Here is a 17,611-nt window from a genome sequence, read left to right on the forward strand (position 1 = left end):
TCAGTCTACGCGCCGCTAGAGCTGCGCCTGAATCTTGGAAACGATCTCGGATTTCGGGCGCACGCCCACGAACTCGTCGACCTTCTTGCCGTCCTTGAACAGCATGACGGCGGGGATGGACATGACCTGGAACATGGCGCCGAGCGCGCGCTCGTTGTCCACGTTGACCTTGGCTACCTTGACTTGGCCGTCCATCTCCTGGGCGATCTCGTCGAGCAGCGGGGAGAGCTTGCGGCACGGCCCGCACCACTCCGCCCAGAAGTCCACGAGCACCGGGGTGTTCGCCTCGATGACCTCGTTTTTGAAGGTTGCTTGGGTCACATCAACTGGTGCGTTCATGCGGACAGTCTACAGCGCCGCCAGGTAGTGCTGTGCGTCCAGCGCGGCGCGGCAGCCAGCGCCGGCGGCGGTGATGGCCTGGCGGTAGGTTTTGTCCACCAGGTCCCCGCACGCGAACACGCCTTCAACGCTCGTGCTTGTCGACGGCTCCGCCACCTCAACGTAACCCCCATCGTCAACGGCGACCTGGCCGTCCAGGAACGCGGAGCGCGGGTCGTGGCCGATGGCGACGAACAGTGCGGTGGCGTCCAGCACGCTTTCCTCGCCGGTGACGGTGTTGCGGATATTCAGCCCGCCGACCTTGCCGTCCGCCTCCACCACGGAGTCCACCACGGTGTCGGTGAGGAACTCGATCTTGTCGTTTTCGCGGGCGCGCTCGAGCATGATCTTGGAGGCGCGGAAGTTCTCCGAGCGGTGGATCAGGGTGACCTTGGAGCCGAACTTGGTCAGGAAGGTGGCCTCCTCCATGGCGGAGTCGCCGCCGCCGACCACGGCGATGTGCTGGTCCTTGAAGAAGAAGCCGTCACAGGTGGCGCAGGTGGATACGCCGCGGCCGGTCAGCTCCTCCTCCCCCGGGATGCCCAGGTGGCGCGGGGCGGCGCCGGTGGCGAGGATGACGGCGCGGGCCTGGAAGACCTCGCCGTCCACCACGACCTTTTTGATGTCGCCGGAAAAGTCCACGGACTCCACCATCTCCTGGCGCAGGTCCGCGCCGAACTTTTCCGCCTGGGCGCGCATGTTGGCCATGAGGTCCGGGCCCATGATGCCGTCTTCGAAGCCGGGGAAGTTCTCCACCTCGGTGGTGTTCATTAGCTCGCCGCCGTACTCGTAGCCCTCGAACACGAGCGGCTTCAGCTCCGCGCGGGCGGCGTAGAGGGCGGCGGTGTAGCCGGAGGGGCCGGAGCCGACGATGATCAGGTCGTGCACCTCGTCGGTGCTGGTGGTAGCGGCTGCGGGCGCGGGTGCCGCATCGGTCTGCGGGGTGACAAAGTTGAAGCCGGGGGAAGTCATGGTTGCAGATCTTAGCGCGCCGGCGCCGCCTCCCCTATCGCCGCGGCGACGGCCTCGCGCGCCCGGTAGCGGCGCGACTTCACGGTGCCGGGTTGCACCCCGAGTTCGGCCGCGGCGTCGCCGACGCTCATGCCCGCGACGTCGATGAGCCACAGGGCCTTGCGCTGCGCCTGCGGCAGCACGGCCAGGGCCTGGCGCATGGCCATGGTGCGCTCCATGTTCTCCATGGGGTTGTAGGCGAGGTACTTATTCGCGTCGATGTCCACGTGGTCGTTGTCGTCCAGGCTGTACTGGGCGCCGGCGCGGCCGTCCTTGCGCTGGTGGTCTATCGCCGCGTTGATGGTCATGCGGTGCAGCCACGTGGACAGCTTCGCCTCCCCGCGGTAGGTGTGCAGGCTGCGCGCTGCCTTGAACAGGGCGTCCTGGACAATGTCCTGCGCGTCCTGCTCGTTGCGCGCGAAGTTGCGGGCGGCGAAGTACATGCGTTTGCGGTGCCGCCGCACGATGAGCGTGAAGGCTTGCCGGTCCCCTCCCAGGTAGTTCGCCACCAGCTGCCGGTCGTTGATGTAGTCCATGGTCCCCCCAAATCAGTTGCCCCCACTATGCCCCGGCCCTAGTCCCCCTGGCTAGGGCCGGGGTGCGCATTTCAGTGGACAACCACGCGACCCACCAGCGAGACGTTCTTCACATCCGTCTCGCCGTCCACCTTCAGCACCACGCGCAACAGCGGTTCGTTGGTTTCCACGTCGGCGCTGATCTGGCCGTTCCGCAGCTTGCCCTCCGCGATCACGGGCGGGTGCGCGGTCTCCTGCTCTGCCGGCACGCCGTAGAGGGTGTAGTTGGCGGAACCGGAGGCGTCGATAAGCACTTGCTCGAGCGTGAACGCGGAGCCGTCCTCGGGGGCGAACTGCATGGAGCTGTCGTCCAGGACCTCCATGTCGAGCGGGCCGATGACCACCGGCATGCGCGCGTCGCGCGTCGTGGTGGTCGGCGCGGCGGACGGGCGGTCCACCACGTCCTCGCCGGAGACGAAGTCCACCAGGTAGGTGGTCAGCACGCCCACCAGCACCGCCGCGATCACCGCGGCGAAGGTGAGCAGGCCAATCGTCGCCGGGCCCATGGTGCGTCCGCCGAAGCCGCCGCGCAGCTCGTCAGGGTCCTCCACGTGCTCGGCCACCGGCTCGACCGGCTCGTAGATCTCCACCACCGGGATCTCGTCCGTCGGCGCGTCCTCGTTGGGCACCGGCAGGTTCGCCGCCTCGTAGAGCGCGCGCTCGATGTCGCGGAAGGCGGCCTGGTCCACCGCGTCCGCGTCCACGAGCGCGCGGGTGCGGGCGGTGACGTCGTCCAGGTCGTCGGAGCTGACGTTGCTGGTCAGAAGCGTCAGCGCGGAGGCGAAGGACTCCGCGTCCGTGGCCGGGCTGGCGTCCGGAAGCACCACCGGGAACGCCAGGCGGACGTGCCCCTCGTGGTCGATGCGCAGCTGCTGGCGGTTGTCCAGGCCCAGCGGCACGTCCGCCTCGTGCGCCGCCGCCATCGCGCCGGCCAAAGGCGCCAGCGCGTTTGCCACGGCTTCGGTGTGCAGTGTCTGGCCGGATTCCGCCACGGCCTTGACCGAGGAGCCCTCCACCCAGTCCGCCACCACCAGGGCGCCGGAGCGGTAGGACAGGATCTCAATGTTCTCGGCCACCGCGGGCAGGTGCAGCTTGGCCATCTTGCGGGTGCGCCGCGCCACGCCGGCGGCCTTCAGCGCCGCCTCGCGCGGGGTGGCCGGGGCCATCGGGGCGGCGCCGGTGGTGTCCACGAACGTCAGCGCCACATCTCTGCCGGTGGCCACCTCGCGCGCCTGCCAGAAGCGCGCGCCGGTGGAGGCGCCGTGGTCGCGGATCAGGCGGAAGCGCCCGTCGGACACGCCCGCACCCGGCACCAGGCGCGGACCGCGGACCACACCGGCGGACATCGGCGGCGGCACCGGGGAGGCGTTGAAGGTGTCGGAGGCGAGGAACTGGTTGGACACGTCGCGCGGGTCCGCCTCGCCCACCTCGAGCGCGCGGTCCTCGTCCGGGCGGATGATGCGGCTCATGCCCGGGATGCGCTGCAGCGCGCGGCCCAGGTTCTGCACCTCGGGCAACTTGGAGCGCGACAGCACCAGGCCGGTGACCACCAAAAACAGCACGCCGAGCATGACGACCTCGATGAGGTTGCCCAGGCTGGGGGCGCCGATTAGGCGTCCGAGGGCCTCGGGCAGGTGCAGGCCGGCGACGTCGCGAAGCAGCCAGCGCACACCGAAGATCACCGCAACGCCGACAAGCGCCGCTGCCACCGCCCAGATGGAGGTGCGCAGCACGTCGCCGGCGCGCAGGGTGCCCAGCTTGCGGCGCAGAAGCAGCGCGCCGATGAGCGCGCCGGCGACGAAGCCGAAGCCGTTGGCCGCGCCGAGCAGCACCACCACGTGGCTGGGGTCTTGCGCGATGTACGGCGCGAGGCTGGACAGCAGGATCTTCGTGCCGGTGATGCCGGCGATGATGAACGTGGGCGTCCACGCTTCCTCGCGGGCGTAGAACACGCGCAGGTGCAGCATCACCAGCGCGTACGGAATCAGCGTGAACGAGGACGCGGAGATGGTTTGGCCGAGCAGGTGCGCCGCCTCGGGGCTGAACGAGCCGTAGGCGAACAGGGCGTGGGCGATGTCGGGGCCCAGCGCCGTCATGAAGATGATGATGGGGATCAGCGCGATGAATGTCAGCTTCGTGCCCATGGTCAGGTCCGCCACCACGGCTGCGTCGTCGCCGTCCGCGGCGTTGCGGGACATGCGCGGCATGATCGCGGTGAGCAGGGTGACGCCGATGATGCCGTACGGCATCTGCAGCAGCATCCAGTGCTGCTGGTAGATAAACTGCGCCGCCGCGTCCGCGTTGAACGCGATGCGGGAGGTAATGACGTAGCCGAACTGGCTGATCGCCACGTAGGTGATGATCGCCAGCGCCATGCCGCCGAACTGCTTCAGGCGCTCGTCGATGCCCCACAGCGGCCGCAGGTCAATGCCCAGCTTGCGCAGCGCGGGCAGCATGATCAGGCACTGCACCACCACACCAGCCGTGGTGCCAAGGCCCAGCAGCAGCACGTGCGGATTGCTTATCGACGTCGGCGCGGCCGGGTTCAGCTGCCCCGGCAGCGCCATATACGCCACGAGCACGGCGATGGAGACGATGTTGTTCGCCACCGGGGCCCAGGCGCCGGGCCGGAAGTGCTCCTTCGTGTTCAGGATGGCCATGAACAGGGAGAACATGCCGTAGAAAAAGATCTGCGGCAGCACCAAGAACGCGAACGAGGTGGTTTGGACGAGGTTGCCCTGCGAGTCCTCGTCCATCATCATCCTGGTCAACAGCGGCGCGGCCGCCACGGCGACGACCGTGACCACCGTCATCAGCGTCAGGGTGAGCGTGAACAGGCGGCGGATGAACGCCGCGCCGTTGTCGGCGTCTTCCTTCTCCGCGCGCACCAGCACCGGCACCACCAGGGCGGTGAGCACGGAGCCGAGCACGATCTCCGTGATCAGGTTGGGAAGGGTGTTGGCGGTGTTGAAGGACGCCGCCACAACCTCGCCGAGGGCCGCGCCGATGAGCACGGTGCGGATGAACCCGGTGATGCGCGAGATCAGGGTGGCCACGGCCATGGAGCCGGTGGCGCGCACGACCTTCTCCCCGCCCTCGGCGGGCTGCTCCTCCTCGGCTGCCTGGGGCTCGGCGACAGCGACCGCCGCCGTGCCCGCCGCGCCAGCCGCTACCGTGTCGGCGGTCTCCGGCGGCGCGATGGTCTCGCCCTTGGGGCTGGTGGTCAGCAGCGACTTATCCGGCGCGCCGTCCTCGAGCTCTTCGCGCGCCGGCTTGGTTTCGCGCGGTGCCGGCACCGGCGCTGGCGGCGCTGGGGCGACAATGCGCCGGCGCAGTCCCTGTTCCGTCACTTGGTTCTCCGATTCTTACGTTGTGTGGCTCGTTCCCGTTCGCGTCCGGAAGGCGGGCTGCCCCGCGCGCCGCGCACCGCGATCACCACCAGCATCGCGGCCAGCATCAGCGCCGCCACGGCGAGCCAGCGGCCCACCGTGAACCGGGTGGTGCGCACGGCGATGTCCACCGGCTGGGAGATCGGCTGCCCGTTTGTGCTGGCCAGGTACAGGTTCAGGTCGGTGCTGCGGGAGGTTTCGGGCAAATCCGCAGTCATCTGCACGGTGACCGACCCGCGAGCCGGGATGCGCAGCACGTCTGGCACGTGCAGGCGGGCGTCCGCTGGCCCGGAGAAGTTGATGGAGGTCTCCACCGGCAGCGGCAGCCCGTTGCGGGCCACGATGAGAAGCGGGCTGGAGTTTGAGGTGCGTGTGTAGACGTTGCCGGGCGGGATCAGGTCCACCGCCGAGCGAAGGTCGCCCAACGCGGCGCGCGAGGCGCCGAGGCGCTCGCTGGTGGCCTGGACCGCGTCGCTGTAGCGCGACATTGCACGGCGCTGGCCGATGGACAGCGCCTGCAGCAGGTCCCGGCGCAGCGGCAGGGTAAACCCGTAGCGCGTGAGCGCGATGCTGGAATCCGGCACCATCAGCCCGGTCAGGTCGTTGATGAACCCGGCCTGCTGCGTCACCTGCAGCACCTCCGCGTCGGTGAACGCGGTGGGGTCCGTGTGCTCCGCCGGCTCGCCCGCCGGCGCGGCATCCACCGGCGCGTCCAGGTAGGCACCGAACGCCATGGGGTGCGCGCCCGCGCCGGTGACCAGCTCCGCCACGGTGCCCAGCACGGCGGCGGCGGTGTCCGCGTCCCAGTTCGCCGGCGGGTTGACCAGGATCGGATCCGGGTGCTCCTCGGCATCCCCCGCCACCCAGGCGGACTGGGCGGCCAGGCGCACCGCGGCGGCGGCGTTGGTGTCGCGGGCGGCCTTGGAGTCCACGGCGTAGTTGTAGCGCAGGTTCTCCTCTGAAAAGCCGGTGGTTTCGGGGTCCACGCCGGTGGCGGCCAGCACGGTGGCCAGGGAGGACTGGTAGCCCACCGTCATCACGCCCGGCGCGATCCAGCCGGTGTCTCTGCCCGGGGCGGCGCTGAGCACGCGCACGGGCTGCTGCGGGGCGGGTGCGGCGGCCCCGGCGAGGTCCGCCATGTCGGCGCGCTCGAGGGCGCTTTCGGACCCGTCGTGCTCCTCCTGCACGCCTGCCGCCTCCGCGCGCTCCCATGCGGCCTGCATGCCTTCGTCCCTGACGGTGGAGCGCGAGTGGTCCGCCCAACCCAACGCGGGCGCGGTGCCGTCCTCGACGTAGCCCGTGCCGGTGACCACGGTGTTGAGCGTGCCGGCGGTGCCCAGCACGCGCTGCAGCACGAACGGCCCGCGCTCCACGGCCTCGCGCATGAGCCACTTATCGCCGGTGCGCGCCACGGCGTTCAGGTCCGCGTTCGCCCACGGCAGGGACACCACGCAGCCGGTGGCGGCGATGTGGCGCACCTTGTCCAGCCACACCTTCGCGTCGTCCGCGCCGGCGCCGGGTTCGCCGTCGGGGGCGACTTCACCTCCCCAGGAGTCGCGCAGGCGCTTCGGCTCTTCCACCACGGCGGGGCGTTCGTCGTCGACGGTGTAGCCGTGCTGCATGCGGTCCACGGTGTCTAGCAGCGCGGGGTCCAGCGCCACGCAGGTGGCGTAGCCGACCTCGGGTGTTTGCGCTGCCTCAATGTACTGGTCCACTAGCTGGCTCAGCCGCCCCTCGGGCGCGAGCTGGCCCGCCAGGGAGTCGTTCGCCAGCACCAGCGGCTGCGTCTCGGGCGCCTCGCCGGTTTCGCCGGGCAGGATGTCCACGTCGGCGGTCACCGGGTACAGCGCGGTCAGCTCCGCGGCCCGGATGTTGTCGCGCACGCCTCTGACACCCAGATGGAAGCGGTCGGTGTCGAGGGGGGCACCGGAGGCGTCGAGAAGCTGCAGCATGATGGGGTACGTGCCCACATCCGGCAGGTCGAGGCCCAAGTCCATCTCGATCTCCAGCGAGTCCCCGGGGGCCAATTGCCTATCGACGTCACGCGCGTCCCCCACCACCTGATACTCCTGCGGGCCAGCGATGGCGGCGTAGCGCTGCTCCATCACCGTGGCCACCGCAGAGGCGCGGCGCGGGACCACGCTCAAGCCCTCGAGCGTGTCGCCGGAGTGGTTGGTCACGCGAAGTTTCACGTGAAACGGGTCGTGCGCGGAAACGGAGCGCGGCGCCTCGACGACCTCGACGCTCGCCTGCTCGCCCTCGGACGGGCGCACGGTCAGGTTCGCCCACTGCTCCGTCACTTCCGGGTTGTCCGGCGCCAGCGGCACTGCGGGGGCGGCGAGCACGACGGCAGCCAGCGCGGCGTACCGGTTCATCGCGGAGTTGCCCTTCCGGCCTTCTTTTCCTTCCTGGCCAGATCCGGCATCCGGTCGTACGCGATGCGGGCGAGCTTGCGCTCATCGGCGTAGGCGAGGTGCTCCATCAGGTCGCTCATGGGCACCCACGCCACCTCGGTGACCTCCGGGTCCTCGTCGTTGAACACGCCGTCGACGTAGCGCAGCAGGTTGTGGTGCACCGTCTTGTGGATGCGTACCCCGTCGGAGACGAACCAGTAGTCGATCGTGCCCAGGGTGTCGAAGGCCTCGCCGGTGATCCCGGTTTCCTCCCACACCTCGCGCTCGGCGGTGACCCACTGGTGCTCGCCGTTTTCCACGTGGCCCTTCGGCATGGACCACAGCAGCCGCCCGCGGCGGTCCAGGCGCCCGATGAGCGCGACGTAGATGCGGCTCATGTCCACCTTGCCGTCCTTGCCCACGGCCTCGGCCATGCCGGAGACCACCAGGCCGCCGGCCGAGGTCTCGTCGCGCGTCTCTATCGACGAGTCGTGCTGCTGGTACTGCGACCTGCGGCGATTGTGCTGCTTGCGCCCGCCGCGGGAGTTTTTCCCGCGGCGGTTATTCCGCTTCCGCTTCGGCTTGTCTCCCTGCTGCTGTTGCTGCTCGGCGGGTTTGCCCCCGCGCCGGCGCCGCGGCCGGCGCTTACCGCCGCCGGAGCCCCCCTTGCCGCTGGTGGGCCCCGGAACCGGGCGCTGGTTGTCACTCATTCGTGTCATGCTATCGGTCTTTCGGCCGGTTGTGGTACTTCCCGCGCGGGGGTGGCGGGTATCGTGTCCCGGGTGACGCAGAAGCTCTTCGATATGCCAGACCCGACCGACCCGCTTGCCGCCCCCGCGCTGATGGCGAGGGCGCAGGATGTCGTCGCCAAGCATGCTGCTCTGCTTGAGCCCCTCGCGCAACTGTTTTCCGGCCGCGGCGAGACCTTATATATGGTCGGCGGCTCCGTGCGCGACGCGATGCTCGGCCGCGGGGTGCACGACCTCGACTTCACCACCTCCGCCCGGCCCGAGGTGATCCAGGAGATCCTGGACGAGTGGGGCGAGAAGGTGTGGGACACCGGCATCGAGTTCGGCACCGTCTCCGCCATCCGCCACGGCGAAACCGTGGAAATCACCACCTTCCGCTCCGACCTCTACGACGGCGTGACGCGCAACCCCGAGGTCACCTTCGGCGACACGCTCGAGGGCGACCTCGTGCGCCGCGACTTCGCCTGCAATGCAATGGCCATTGAGCTTTCGCTTAACGACGAGCTCCGCCTCTCCCCCACCTTCCACGACCCCGTCGACGGGTTGGGCGACCTTGTGGAGCAGGTCCTGGACACCCCGCAGGAACCCGAGGTGTCGTTTAGGGACGACCCGCTGCGCATGCTGCGCGCGGCCCGCTTCGTCTCCCAGCTGGGCTTTCGCGTGGCCGACCGGGTTTATGACGCGATGTGCGACATGGCGGGCGAGATCGGGCGGATTACCGCCGAGCGCGTACAGGCTGAGCTGGATAAACTCATGCTCGGCGCCCGTCCCTGGGAGGGCATCGACCTGCTGGTTTCCACCGGCGTGGCTTCGTATATTTTGCCCGAGATTCCCGCGCTGCAGCTGGAGACCGACGAGCACATGCAGCACAAGGACGTCTACCGCCACTCCCTGACCGTGCTGCGCCAGGCCACCGAACTGGAGGACGAGGGCCCGGACCTGAAGCTGCGCTGGGCGGCGCTGATGCACGACATCGGCAAACCCGCCACCCGCGCGCCCAAGGAAGGCGGCGGCGTGACCTTCCACCACCACGAGGTGGTCGGCGCGAAGATGACCCGCAAGCGCCTGAAGGCCCTGAAGTACCCGAAGCACGTCATTTCCGACGTGGGCCAGCTGGTGTTCCTGCACATGCGCTTCCACGGCTTCGGCGAGGGCCAGTGGACCGACTCCGCCGTCCGCCGCTACGTCACCGACGCCGGAGAACTGCTTCCCAAGCTGCACAAACTCGTCCGCGCCGATTCCACCACCCGCAACGCCAAGAAGGCCGCGCGCCTGCAGCGCACCTACGACCACCTGGAGGAGCGCATCGCGGACATCGCCGCCAAGGAGGACCTCGCGCGCGTGCGCCCGGACCTGGACGGCAACGAGATCATGCAGATCCTGGGGCTCGAACCCGGCCCGGAGGTGGGCAAAGCGTGGAAGCATCTCAAGGAGCTGCGCCTGGAGCGCGGCGAGCTGGACCACGACGAGGCCGTCGCCGAGCTGAAAGCCTGGTGGGAGAAGGAAAATGCCTGAGTATTTCTACGCAGACCGCCTGTTCAACGCACTGGAGCGGGTTGATCCGGAGCCGGGCATGCTGCTCGTTTCCGCGCCCGGCATGTTCTCGCCCGAGTTTGCCCGCACCGTGGTGCTCGTGCTTGAGCACGACACGGACCACACCCTCGGCGTGGTGCTAAACCGCCGCAGCGAGGTCGCCGTAGCCAACGTCATGCCCGGCTGGGAGGAGCTGGCCGCCAGGCCGCAGGCCGTGCACATCGGCGGGCCGGTCAGCCCCGAGTCCGCGGTGGGCCTGGGCGTGACCGCGGCCGGCGCGCCCGAGAACCCCTACCTCAACCGCCTGGCCAACCGCCTCGTGCTCGTGGACCTGAACGCCTCTCCCCTGGAGGTGAGCGAGCTTCTCGACGGCATCCGCATCTTCGCCGGCTACGCCGAGTGGGCGCCGGGGCAGCTCGACGACGAGATCCTTCGCGGCGACTGGTTTGTCACCCCCGCCCTGCCCAGCGACGTCGTCGCTCCCGCGGGTGCGGATCTTTGGGGTGACGTGATGCGTCGACAAGCAATGCCTTTGCCCCTGTTCGCCACCTTCCCAGCGAACCTCGAGGACAATTAGTGGCCGTTTCACGTGAAACATCGGCGGAGATTCGGCTGGGGCTTCGCGATACCTGGCTGGTCGCCCTTGGGTTGGTGCCGCTCGGGCTGGCGTTCGGCCTGCTGATGACCCAATCCGGCTTCGCGTGGTGGTGGACCCCGATCTTCTCCACCGTGATCTACGCCGGGTCCATGGAGTTTCTGGCCATCGACATGGTCCTCACCGGCGTCGGCCCCGTGACCAGCGCGATCACCGGTTTCATGGTGAACTTCCGCCACCTGTTTTACGGGCTGACGTACCCGCGCTCGGAGATCCGCCGGGGTGTGCCGTCGGCGTACGCCACCTACGCGCTCACCGACGAGGTCTACGCCATCACTTCCACCCTGCGCGAACGCCCCTCGGGCCCGCGTCTGCTCACTATCTCCGTCGTGTGCCAACTGGCGTGGGTGCTCTCCGGTATTGCCGGCGCACTTGCCGGGGCGGTGATCCCAGCCGGCGTGGAGGGCTTCGACTTCGCGCTGACCGCCCTGTTCGCCGTCCTGGCCTACGAGGCTTTCCAAGACCAGCCGCGACCTGTCCGCCCCGTTGATCGCAGGCACCCTGGCGCTGGTGGCGGCGTTGCTGCTGCCGGGCCAGGTGATCATCCTGGCGCTTCTGTCCTACTTCCTGGTGCTCGTCCTGCGCTTCTGGTTCCCGCGTGTGGACGACTCCCTTTCCTGGCGGCTGCCCTGACCGGCAACATCGGGCTTCCCGAAGGCGCGACCCCCACCATGGTCGCCGCCGTACTTATCCCCATCGGCATCGTCACCGTACTCCTGCGCGCCCTGCCGCTTTCCATGTTGCGCGTGCTCAAGGGTAGCCCGTTCATCGACTTCCTCGCCGTGCTCATGCCCGTCGGGGTGATGACCGTCCTGGTGGCCTACACCGTGATCGGCCACGCCCACTCCCCCGCCCACCTCGCCTCCGCGCTCATTGCGTTAGCCGCCACCTTGCTCCTGCACCGCTGGAAGCGTCGCGCGGACCTGTCCATCTTCGCTGGCACTGCCCTGTACATGGTGTTGGTCAACCTGGTGTTTTAGGGGCCAGACGGCGTAGGCGTGCGATTCATATCGTTTCATCTGTTAAAAGTCAGGTGACCTGCGGTGATGTGTGTTTTACTGACGCAGTCCGGTTTTCTGGCAATCACACTCATGCATCGACCAAGGAGATCCCCCATGAAGCGCATCACCGCCGCCGCTCTGGCCGCAACCACCGCCCTGTCCCTTGCTGCCGTGCCGGCAAAGGCAGTTGAGATTAACGGGAAGGAAACCGGTGGCTATGGCCATAAGTCTTCTTCGCAGGTGACCTTCCCTGAGATGGAAAACTACATGGATGCCGCCACCGCAGCTGAGCGGGACAAGAAGGGCGAAGGTCTCTCCGCCCCGTTCCTTGGTTCCGCCCAGAGCGGCATCTTCGAAACCGAAACTGGTGAGGAAGCCGCCAACCAGGGTGCCGTAATGAACTCTTCCTACCGGAACGACGCTAACCGCGGCTACAAGCTCGGCACCACCTACGACATCCTTGTCGGCTCCGGCATCGCCGCAGGCGTCTTGGCACTCGTTGGCGCCGCCGCTGCCGCAGCGGGCAAGATCCCGGGTGTCCCGGGTGTACCGGCCGTTGAGCAGTTCTTCTAAGCCTCGCTAGTCGCTGAAGGACCAGTTGCACTCCTCCATGGTTCGCCTGATGTCGTCGCGCCGCGGCAGGGAGTAGTTCGTGGACACGAAGCGCGTCCCGTCGCGGTAGACGAAGTGGATGTCTGAGTGTTCCTTCAGCGTCTGCAGATACCCCTCCGTAACCAGGGAGTGGCAGGCGGAGCACAGCGGCAGGAGGTTCTCCAGGTCGGTCAAGCCCCCGGTGGCCCAATCCTCGATGTGGTGGATCTCGATGAAGCGCGTGTGCGTGCACCCCGGTGCCGCGCACTGCCCACCCCACATCGCCAGTAGCGCGTTGACCTGACCGTTTGTGGCCAGGCGCTGTTTGCGTCCGGTGTTGATGACGAGGCCGTTGGAGTTGACCGTCGATAGGCGTATGTCCGCATTTGCCAGCAAGCTTGCAATGGCTTTCGACGGCGCGCCCACGTTGTTGGGCATATACCCGCGCCCGTCCGGTGTTGCCAGAATGTTCACGTGCGCACCCGGCGTGGTCAGCGTGTTGCGCGGCGTCGTGCGTGCCATGTGGACGATGCCCATGAGCGCCCGCAGCAGCATGCGCCCGATGGGCAGCCCGTAGCCGGAGACCGTCTTCCGCGCGGGTCGGTTTTCCTCCGCCTCTTCGGCGCGCTCGAGGGCAATGTTGATTTCCTCGTTGACCTCGGGGTCCAGATCTTCGAGCACCTCGTCGAGGTTGCAGTACGCGATTTCGCCGATCTTCAACGCTGCGACGAACGCGGCGCCGTCCGCTGCATTCATATTGCCGTGGAACGCGATGTCGCCGTTGTCGCGCTTGTGCAGGCTCAGGTAGTACTGCGGGCTATCCTCGCCCTCCCCGTCCTGCGGCTTCTTCCCCGCCAGCGCGCATTCGAGCTCGTGGAAGCCCATCCCGAGGGCGAGATCGACCAGCTCACGCTCGTTTTCCGGGGTCATGTACTTCAGCAGCAGCCGCACCACTGAGTAGCTCAGCGCACCCTCGGTGAAGTGTGTGTGCAGGTACTGAAAGGGCCGCAGGCGGTGCGCGACGCTGACGTACTCGTGGGCGGTTGAGGATGACACGCCCAGGCGGCGCATGAGGAAGTGCGCGGTGGTCGTTGAGCCACATTCGATAGCAAGTGCGAGTTCATCAAACGTTTGAATTGCGGACAACAACTCCGCTTTGGTCTGGGTCATTGCGCGGTGCGAGTCTTCGATTTGCTGGCTTAATGCGATGGCGATGGGGTTGGGTTTTGTGGCAACTGCGGCGGTCATTTCGGGCCCCCTTGAGGCGAATGCGAGTTCGATTGCAGACATTATAAAACTCGCCCCCGACATTTCTCTGACCTGCGGAAATGCGGTTTATAGCGATTGCTATAACTTGTCGGCAACTCCGCATTGCGGACAAGTGGGAACTCACCAACTATTGGCAATTGCTTATCGACGTCAGCTCCGCCCAAGTCCGCCCCTCAGGCCACTCCGCAACTCCGCATTGCGGACAACTCCGACACCACCAACTATTGGGGCCCACCAACGAAAAAAGGCCCGCGCCGCTGACAGATCGAGCTAGGGTGCGCGGGTGCGCCACGGTGCCCATGGGCTGGTTGGCTCGGACGTTGACGTGGAACTCCGCATTGCGGACAACCCCGGCTCCATCAATGATTGGGGTCCACCAACGAAAAAGGCCCGCGCCGGTGGCGGGGCGGGCCGGAGGTTCGTCGATAGGCTATTGCAACTTTGCTTGAGCCTCTGACCAGAGGCCCTCGAACTCCTCCTCGCTGAGGTGGGTGGCGGTGATGCCCTCCATGGAGTCGTAGGTGCGCGGGTGTGGGACGGTGCCCATGGGCTGGTTGGCCTGGCCGATGACGCGGCCGTCGACGTAGATGCCGGTGATGGTCTCGGCGGGGTCGAGTTCGATCATACGGACCATGGTGCACTCGTGGGCTGAGATCTCCTCGAGCTCGGCGATGTTGAGCAGCTCGCCGCCGAGTTCGGGGACGTTGTAGTGGATGCGGACGAAATGTTTCACGTGAAACTCCTAGGAAATTCGGGAGGCGTACGCGGAGCAGATGACCAGTTGGCACATGTGGTAGATCATCAGCGGGATGATCAGGACGCCGAGCGAGGCACCGCCGAAGATGACGGTGGCCATGGGCAGGCCGGTCGCGAGTGACTTCTGGGTGCCGCACATTTGGATGGCGACGCGGTCCTCGCGCGGGAAGCGTAGCGCCTCCGGGAGGATGCGGGTAAGCCACAGCATAGCGACGACCAACGCGCAGGAAAACACGGTGAGGAACACGATCTCCCACGCGGAGACGTTCGACCAGACGCCGGAGACGACGCCGCGGGAGAACGCGGAGTAGACCACCATCCAGATGGAGCCGCGGTCAACGATCTTGGTGGCCTTTGACTTGGCCAGCTCCCCCACCCGTGGGACGAAGTTGTGCGCGAGCTGGCCAAGGATGAACGGCAGTAACAGCTGCAGCGCGATGTCGCCGAACACGGAAGCGTCCACGGACACCCCGTCGCCGGCGCCCATTAGCCACATCACCAAAAGCGGCGTGGCCACCACGCCGATGAGCGAGGACACCGACGCCGCCACCACCGCGCCCGAGACGTTGCCCCGTGCCACGCCGGTGAGCGCCACCGAGGACTGCACGGTGGACGGCACCAGCGACATGAACAGCAGGCCCTGGTACAGGTCCTCGGACATGAACGCCACCGTCGGGCGGGCGAGGAGGCCGATGACCGGATAGATGACAAACGTGAACGCCAGGATCAGCGCGTGCAGGCGCCAGTTGGTCAGGCCTTTGAGCGCCTCCTGGGTGGACAGGCGCGCGCCGTAGAGGAAGAACAGCAGCGCGATGCCCAGCTTCACCGCTACGGCGAACCCGTCCGCGAACGCGCCCCGGGCGGGCAGGACGAACGCGAGCGCCGCCGCGAGAACGATGCCGATGAGAAGCGGGTCGAGCTTCTTCATCTACTCGGCAACCGAGACTTTGTCGCCGGCGTCGGTCACGGGTACTTCGCGCATGCCGGTGACGGCCGGGCCGGAGACGCGGGCGCCGTCGGCGATGCTGAACACCGAGCCGTGGGCGGTGCACTTGACGGTGTCGCCCTCAACCTTGGTGATCTTCTTCTGCTGGTGCGGGCACACGCTGGAGTACGCCACGTAGGTGCCGGCGGTGGGCTGGGCGATGATGAACTTGTCCAGGATCACCGCGGAGCCGATAGGCACGTCGGTCTTGGCTACTTCTTCGGGGGCCGCTTCTCCGCAGGCGGCGAGGAACGCACCGGCAAACGTGGTTGCGGTGCCGAGCAGGAACATGCGTCGTGAACAGGTCATGATGCGATCGTAGCGCCCTTCATGGCCGCGACGTACTCGGTCAGCTCGGTTGTCAGCGCGTCCATATCGGTCACGCGGTTGCCGTCGATGTACTTGTCGATGATGTTGGTGATCGCCGAGCCCGTGATTGCGCCCGCGGCCCCCGCGGCGATCGCGTCGCGCACATGCTCCGGCTTCGAGATGCCGAAGCCCAGCAGCACCGGGGCCCCGCCGAACTTGCGCACATTATCGACGACCTCGCGCAGGCCCTCCACCGTCGCCTCCTTGTCCGCGCCGGTCACCCCGTCGCGGGAGATGGCGTAGATGTAGCCGCGCGAGTTCGCGGCCACCGCCTCGAGCGTGGCTTCCGACGCCTTTGCCGGGGCGATGTAGATCGGGTCGATGCCGGCCGCGGTGGCGGCTGCGCTGAAGGGGGCGGACTCGCGCACGGGGACGTCGGGAAGCAAAACGCTGTCTGCACCCGCCTCCTTGAACTCGCGGTAGAAGCGTTCGAGGCCGCGCGCGTGCGCGACGTTGCCGTACACCAGCATGCCGATCGGCAGGTCCGGGTAGCGCTCGCGGATGGTGCGGATTTGCGCGAGCGCCTTATCGACGGTCGCTCCGCCCGCCAACGCCCTCACATGCGCACCTTGAATAGCCGGGCCGTCCGCGACCGGGTCGGAGAACGGCACGCCGAGCTCCACGGCGTCCGCGCCTGCGTCGACGACGGCGGAGACGATCTCCACCGCATCTTCCGGGGTCGGGTCCGAGAGCATGATGAAAGGCACGAACGCGCCCTCTCCCCTAGTGAAGAGTTTCTCGTAGCGGCTCATTTACTTTTCCTCTCTATCTGCAAGCGTTGCTCGCACGTGGGCGATGTCTTTGTCGCCGCGGCCGGATACGGTGACCAGGATGTGCAGCGGCTCCATGTCGGACGGGTGCTCGGCGGCGCGCTTCAGCGCGTACGCGAGAGCGTGGGAGGACTCGAGCGCGGGGATGATGCCCTCGTGGCGGGACAGGGCCTGGAAGGCGTCGAGGGCCTCGTCGTCAGTCACCGGCACGTAGGAAGCTCGGCCGGACTTGGCCAGGTGGGCGTGCTCCGGGCCGACGCCCGGGTAGTCCAGGCCGGCGGAGATGGAGTAGGACTCCTCCACCTGGCCGTCTTCGTCGCACATCAGGTACGAGTACGTGCCGTGGAGCAGACCGGTCGTGCCCTGGGCGATAGCCGCGCCGTGGGCGCCGAGGCCGAAGCCCTCTCCCCCGGGCTCGGCGCCTACGAGCTCGACACTGGTGTCGTCGATGAAGTCCGCGAAGGTGCCGATCGCGTTGGAGCCGCCGCCGACGCATGCGACCACCACGTCCGGCAGCCGTTCGGTGCGCTCGAGGATCTGGGCGCGGGCCTCGGTGGAGATCACGCGGTGGAACTCCTTGACGATCTTCGGGAACGGGTGCGGCCCGGCCGCGGTGCCGAGCAGGTAGTGGGACTCGTGGAAGGTGGCGGTCCAGTCGCGCAGCGCCTCGTTCACCGCGTCTTTCAGGGTGCCCGCGCCGGATTCCACGCCGACGACCTCCGCGCCCATCAGCCGCATGCGGTACACGTTCGGCGCCTGGCGCTCCATGTCGGTTTTGCCCATGTAGATCACGCAGTCCAGGCCGAGCAGCGCGCAGGCGAGCGCGGTGGCGGTGCCGTGCTGGCCGGCGCCGGTCTCCGCGATGATGCGGGTTTTGCCCATTTGCTTGGCAAGGAGCGCCTGGCCGATCACCTGGTTGGTCTTGTGCGCGCCGCCGTGGACGAGGTCCTCGCGTTTGAGGAAGATGCGCGCGTTGCCCTCGAGCGGCAGGTTGCGGCATTCGGTCAGCGGGGTGGGCCGGCCGAGGTAATCGCGGAGCAGGCTACGGTACTCGTCCATGAACGCGTCGTCGTTGAACGCGTCGACGAAGGCTTGTTCGAGCTGGTCGAGCGCCGGGATGAGCGATTCGGGGACGAACTGTCCGCCGAACTCGCCGTAGTAGGCAGGGAGCAGGGTCATTGTGTCAG

16 protein-coding genes and 1 pseudogene are annotated in these 17,611 nt (G+C 67.6%); 5 read left to right on the forward strand and 12 right to left on the reverse strand.

Features of this window, described 5'->3' with window-relative positions:
- Positions 1–15: 15 nt before the first annotated feature.
- The 6 genes from trxA to MHY23_RS09710 form a co-directional block, all read right to left on the reverse strand.
- Positions 16–339 (reverse strand): thioredoxin, encoded by a 324-nt coding sequence (trxA, locus tag MHY23_RS09685; RefSeq protein ID WP_239307371.1) that lies wholly within the window; start codon positions 337–339, stop codon positions 16–18.
- 9 nt (positions 340–348) lie between these two features.
- A complete protein-coding gene (gene trxB, locus MHY23_RS09690; RefSeq protein ID WP_239307372.1) occupies positions 349–1,350 on the reverse strand; it encodes a thioredoxin-disulfide reductase in 1,002 nt (333 codons plus the stop codon).
- An 11-nt stretch (positions 1,351–1,361) separates the two neighbouring features.
- Positions 1,362–1,925, reverse strand: coding sequence for an RNA polymerase sigma factor (locus MHY23_RS09695; protein WP_181889395.1), 564 nt, complete (start codon positions 1,923–1,925; stop codon positions 1,362–1,364).
- 71 nt (positions 1,926–1,996) lie between these two features.
- Positions 1,997–5,314 carry a murein biosynthesis integral membrane protein MurJ gene (murJ, locus tag MHY23_RS09700; protein ID WP_370645842.1) on the reverse strand — a complete coding sequence of 1,106 codons (3,318 nt, stop codon included), beginning with the start codon at positions 5,312–5,314 and terminating at the stop codon, positions 1,997–1,999.
- Positions 5,311–7,728 carry a DUF6049 family protein gene (locus MHY23_RS09705; RefSeq protein ID WP_239307373.1) on the reverse strand — a complete coding sequence of 806 codons (2,418 nt, stop codon included), beginning with the start codon at positions 7,726–7,728 and terminating at the stop codon, positions 5,311–5,313. The genes murJ and MHY23_RS09705 overlap by 4 nt, the downstream gene beginning before the upstream one ends.
- The gene (locus MHY23_RS09710) at positions 7,725–8,456 is read right to left on the reverse strand and encodes an NUDIX hydrolase (protein WP_370645843.1); all 732 of its coding nucleotides are present in this window, start codon (positions 8,454–8,456) and stop codon (positions 7,725–7,727) included. Before MHY23_RS09710 ends, MHY23_RS09705 begins: the two co-directional genes overlap by 4 nt.
- Before the next feature lie 132 nt (positions 8,457–8,588).
- On the opposite strand from MHY23_RS09710, the gene MHY23_RS09715 reads away from it, so the two are divergent.
- The 5 genes and pseudogenes from MHY23_RS09715 (at position 8,589) to MHY23_RS09735 (ending at position 12,257) form a co-directional block, all read left to right on the forward strand.
- Positions 8,589–10,010 (forward strand): CCA tRNA nucleotidyltransferase, encoded by a 1,422-nt coding sequence (locus tag MHY23_RS09715; protein ID WP_370645845.1) that lies wholly within the window; start codon positions 8,589–8,591, stop codon positions 10,008–10,010.
- Positions 10,003–10,605: a YqgE/AlgH family protein gene (locus MHY23_RS09720; protein ID WP_239307375.1), complete on the forward strand. Its 603-nt coding sequence runs from the start codon at positions 10,003–10,005 to the stop codon at positions 10,603–10,605. The genes MHY23_RS09715 and MHY23_RS09720 overlap by 8 nt, the downstream gene beginning before the upstream one ends.
- A 29-nt stretch (positions 10,606–10,634) precedes the next feature.
- Positions 10,635–11,316: pseudogene (locus MHY23_RS09725) on the forward strand (AzlC family ABC transporter permease).
- 38 nt (positions 11,317–11,354) lie between these two features.
- The gene (locus MHY23_RS09730) at positions 11,355–11,663 is read left to right on the forward strand and encodes a branched-chain amino acid transporter permease (protein WP_239356564.1); all 309 of its coding nucleotides are present in this window, start codon (positions 11,355–11,357) and stop codon (positions 11,661–11,663) included.
- 135 nt (positions 11,664–11,798) lie between these two features.
- Positions 11,799–12,257, forward strand: a complete 459-nt coding sequence (locus MHY23_RS09735) for a hypothetical protein (protein ID WP_239307376.1) — start codon at positions 11,799–11,801, stop codon at positions 12,255–12,257.
- 6 nt (positions 12,258–12,263) lie between these two features.
- Here the strand turns inward: MHY23_RS09735 and MHY23_RS09740 are convergent, their stop codons facing one another.
- From MHY23_RS09740 to trpB, 6 genes are all read right to left on the reverse strand, one after another.
- Positions 12,264–13,523 carry an HNH endonuclease signature motif containing protein gene (locus MHY23_RS09740; protein WP_239307377.1) on the reverse strand — a complete coding sequence of 420 codons (1,260 nt, stop codon included), beginning with the start codon at positions 13,521–13,523 and terminating at the stop codon, positions 12,264–12,266.
- Between the two features lie 451 nt (positions 13,524–13,974).
- The gene (locus MHY23_RS09745) at positions 13,975–14,277 is read right to left on the reverse strand and encodes a hypothetical protein (RefSeq protein ID WP_063937066.1); all 303 of its coding nucleotides are present in this window, start codon (positions 14,275–14,277) and stop codon (positions 13,975–13,977) included.
- A gap of 9 nt (positions 14,278–14,286) precedes the next feature.
- Positions 14,287–15,228 (reverse strand): bile acid:sodium symporter family protein, encoded by a 942-nt coding sequence (locus MHY23_RS09750; protein WP_239307378.1) that lies wholly within the window; start codon positions 15,226–15,228, stop codon positions 14,287–14,289.
- Entirely contained in the window at positions 15,229–15,594 is a 366-nt protein-coding gene (locus MHY23_RS09755) for a Rieske (2Fe-2S) protein (RefSeq protein WP_239307379.1), read from the reverse strand.
- Positions 15,591–16,406, reverse strand: a complete 816-nt coding sequence (trpA, locus tag MHY23_RS09760) for a tryptophan synthase subunit alpha (protein WP_239307380.1) — start codon at positions 16,404–16,406, stop codon at positions 15,591–15,593. The genes MHY23_RS09755 and trpA overlap by 4 nt, the downstream gene beginning before the upstream one ends.
- Entirely contained in the window at positions 16,407–17,603 is a 1,197-nt protein-coding gene (trpB, locus tag MHY23_RS09765) for a tryptophan synthase subunit beta (RefSeq protein WP_239307381.1), read from the reverse strand.
- Between the last annotated feature and the right edge of the window lie 8 nt (positions 17,604–17,611).

This window comes from Corynebacterium sp. ACRQP (assembly GCF_022345915.1).
GTDB lineage: Bacteria > Actinomycetota > Actinomycetes > Mycobacteriales > Mycobacteriaceae > Corynebacterium > Corynebacterium lehmanniae.

Coding starts and splice junctions, on each gene's coding strand:
- trxA (WP_239307371.1), bottom strand. CDS start 339: ATGAACGCACCAGTTGATGTGACCCAAGCAACCTTCAAAAACGAGGTC.
- trxB (WP_239307372.1), bottom strand. CDS start 1,350: ATGACTTCCCCCGGCTTCAACTTTGTCACCCCGCAGACCGATGCGGCA.
- MHY23_RS09695 (WP_181889395.1), bottom strand. CDS start 1,925: ATGGACTACATCAACGACCGGCAGCTGGTGGCGAACTACCTGGGAGGG.
- MHY23_RS09705 (WP_239307373.1), bottom strand. CDS start 7,728: ATGAACCGGTACGCCGCGCTGGCTGCCGTCGTGCTCGCCGCCCCCGCA.
- MHY23_RS09710 (WP_370645843.1), bottom strand. CDS start 8,456: ATGAGTGACAACCAGCGCCCGGTTCCGGGGCCCACCAGCGGCAAGGGG.
- MHY23_RS09715 (WP_370645845.1), top strand. CDS start 8,589: ATGGCGAGGGCGCAGGATGTCGTCGCCAAGCATGCTGCTCTGCTTGAG.
- MHY23_RS09720 (WP_239307375.1), top strand. CDS start 10,003: ATGCCTGAGTATTTCTACGCAGACCGCCTGTTCAACGCACTGGAGCGG.
- MHY23_RS09730 (WP_239356564.1), top strand. CDS start 11,355: ATGGTCGCCGCCGTACTTATCCCCATCGGCATCGTCACCGTACTCCTG.
- MHY23_RS09735 (WP_239307376.1), top strand. CDS start 11,799: ATGAAGCGCATCACCGCCGCCGCTCTGGCCGCAACCACCGCCCTGTCC.
- MHY23_RS09740 (WP_239307377.1), bottom strand. CDS start 13,523: ATGACCGCCGCAGTTGCCACAAAACCCAACCCCATCGCCATCGCATTA.
- MHY23_RS09750 (WP_239307378.1), bottom strand. CDS start 15,228: ATGAAGAAGCTCGACCCGCTTCTCATCGGCATCGTTCTCGCGGCGGCG.
- MHY23_RS09755 (WP_239307379.1), bottom strand. CDS start 15,594: ATGACCTGTTCACGACGCATGTTCCTGCTCGGCACCGCAACCACGTTT.
- trpA (WP_239307380.1), bottom strand. CDS start 16,406: ATGAGCCGCTACGAGAAACTCTTCACTAGGGGAGAGGGCGCGTTCGTG.
- trpB (WP_239307381.1), bottom strand. CDS start 17,603: ATGACCCTGCTCCCTGCCTACTACGGCGAGTTCGGCGGACAGTTCGTC.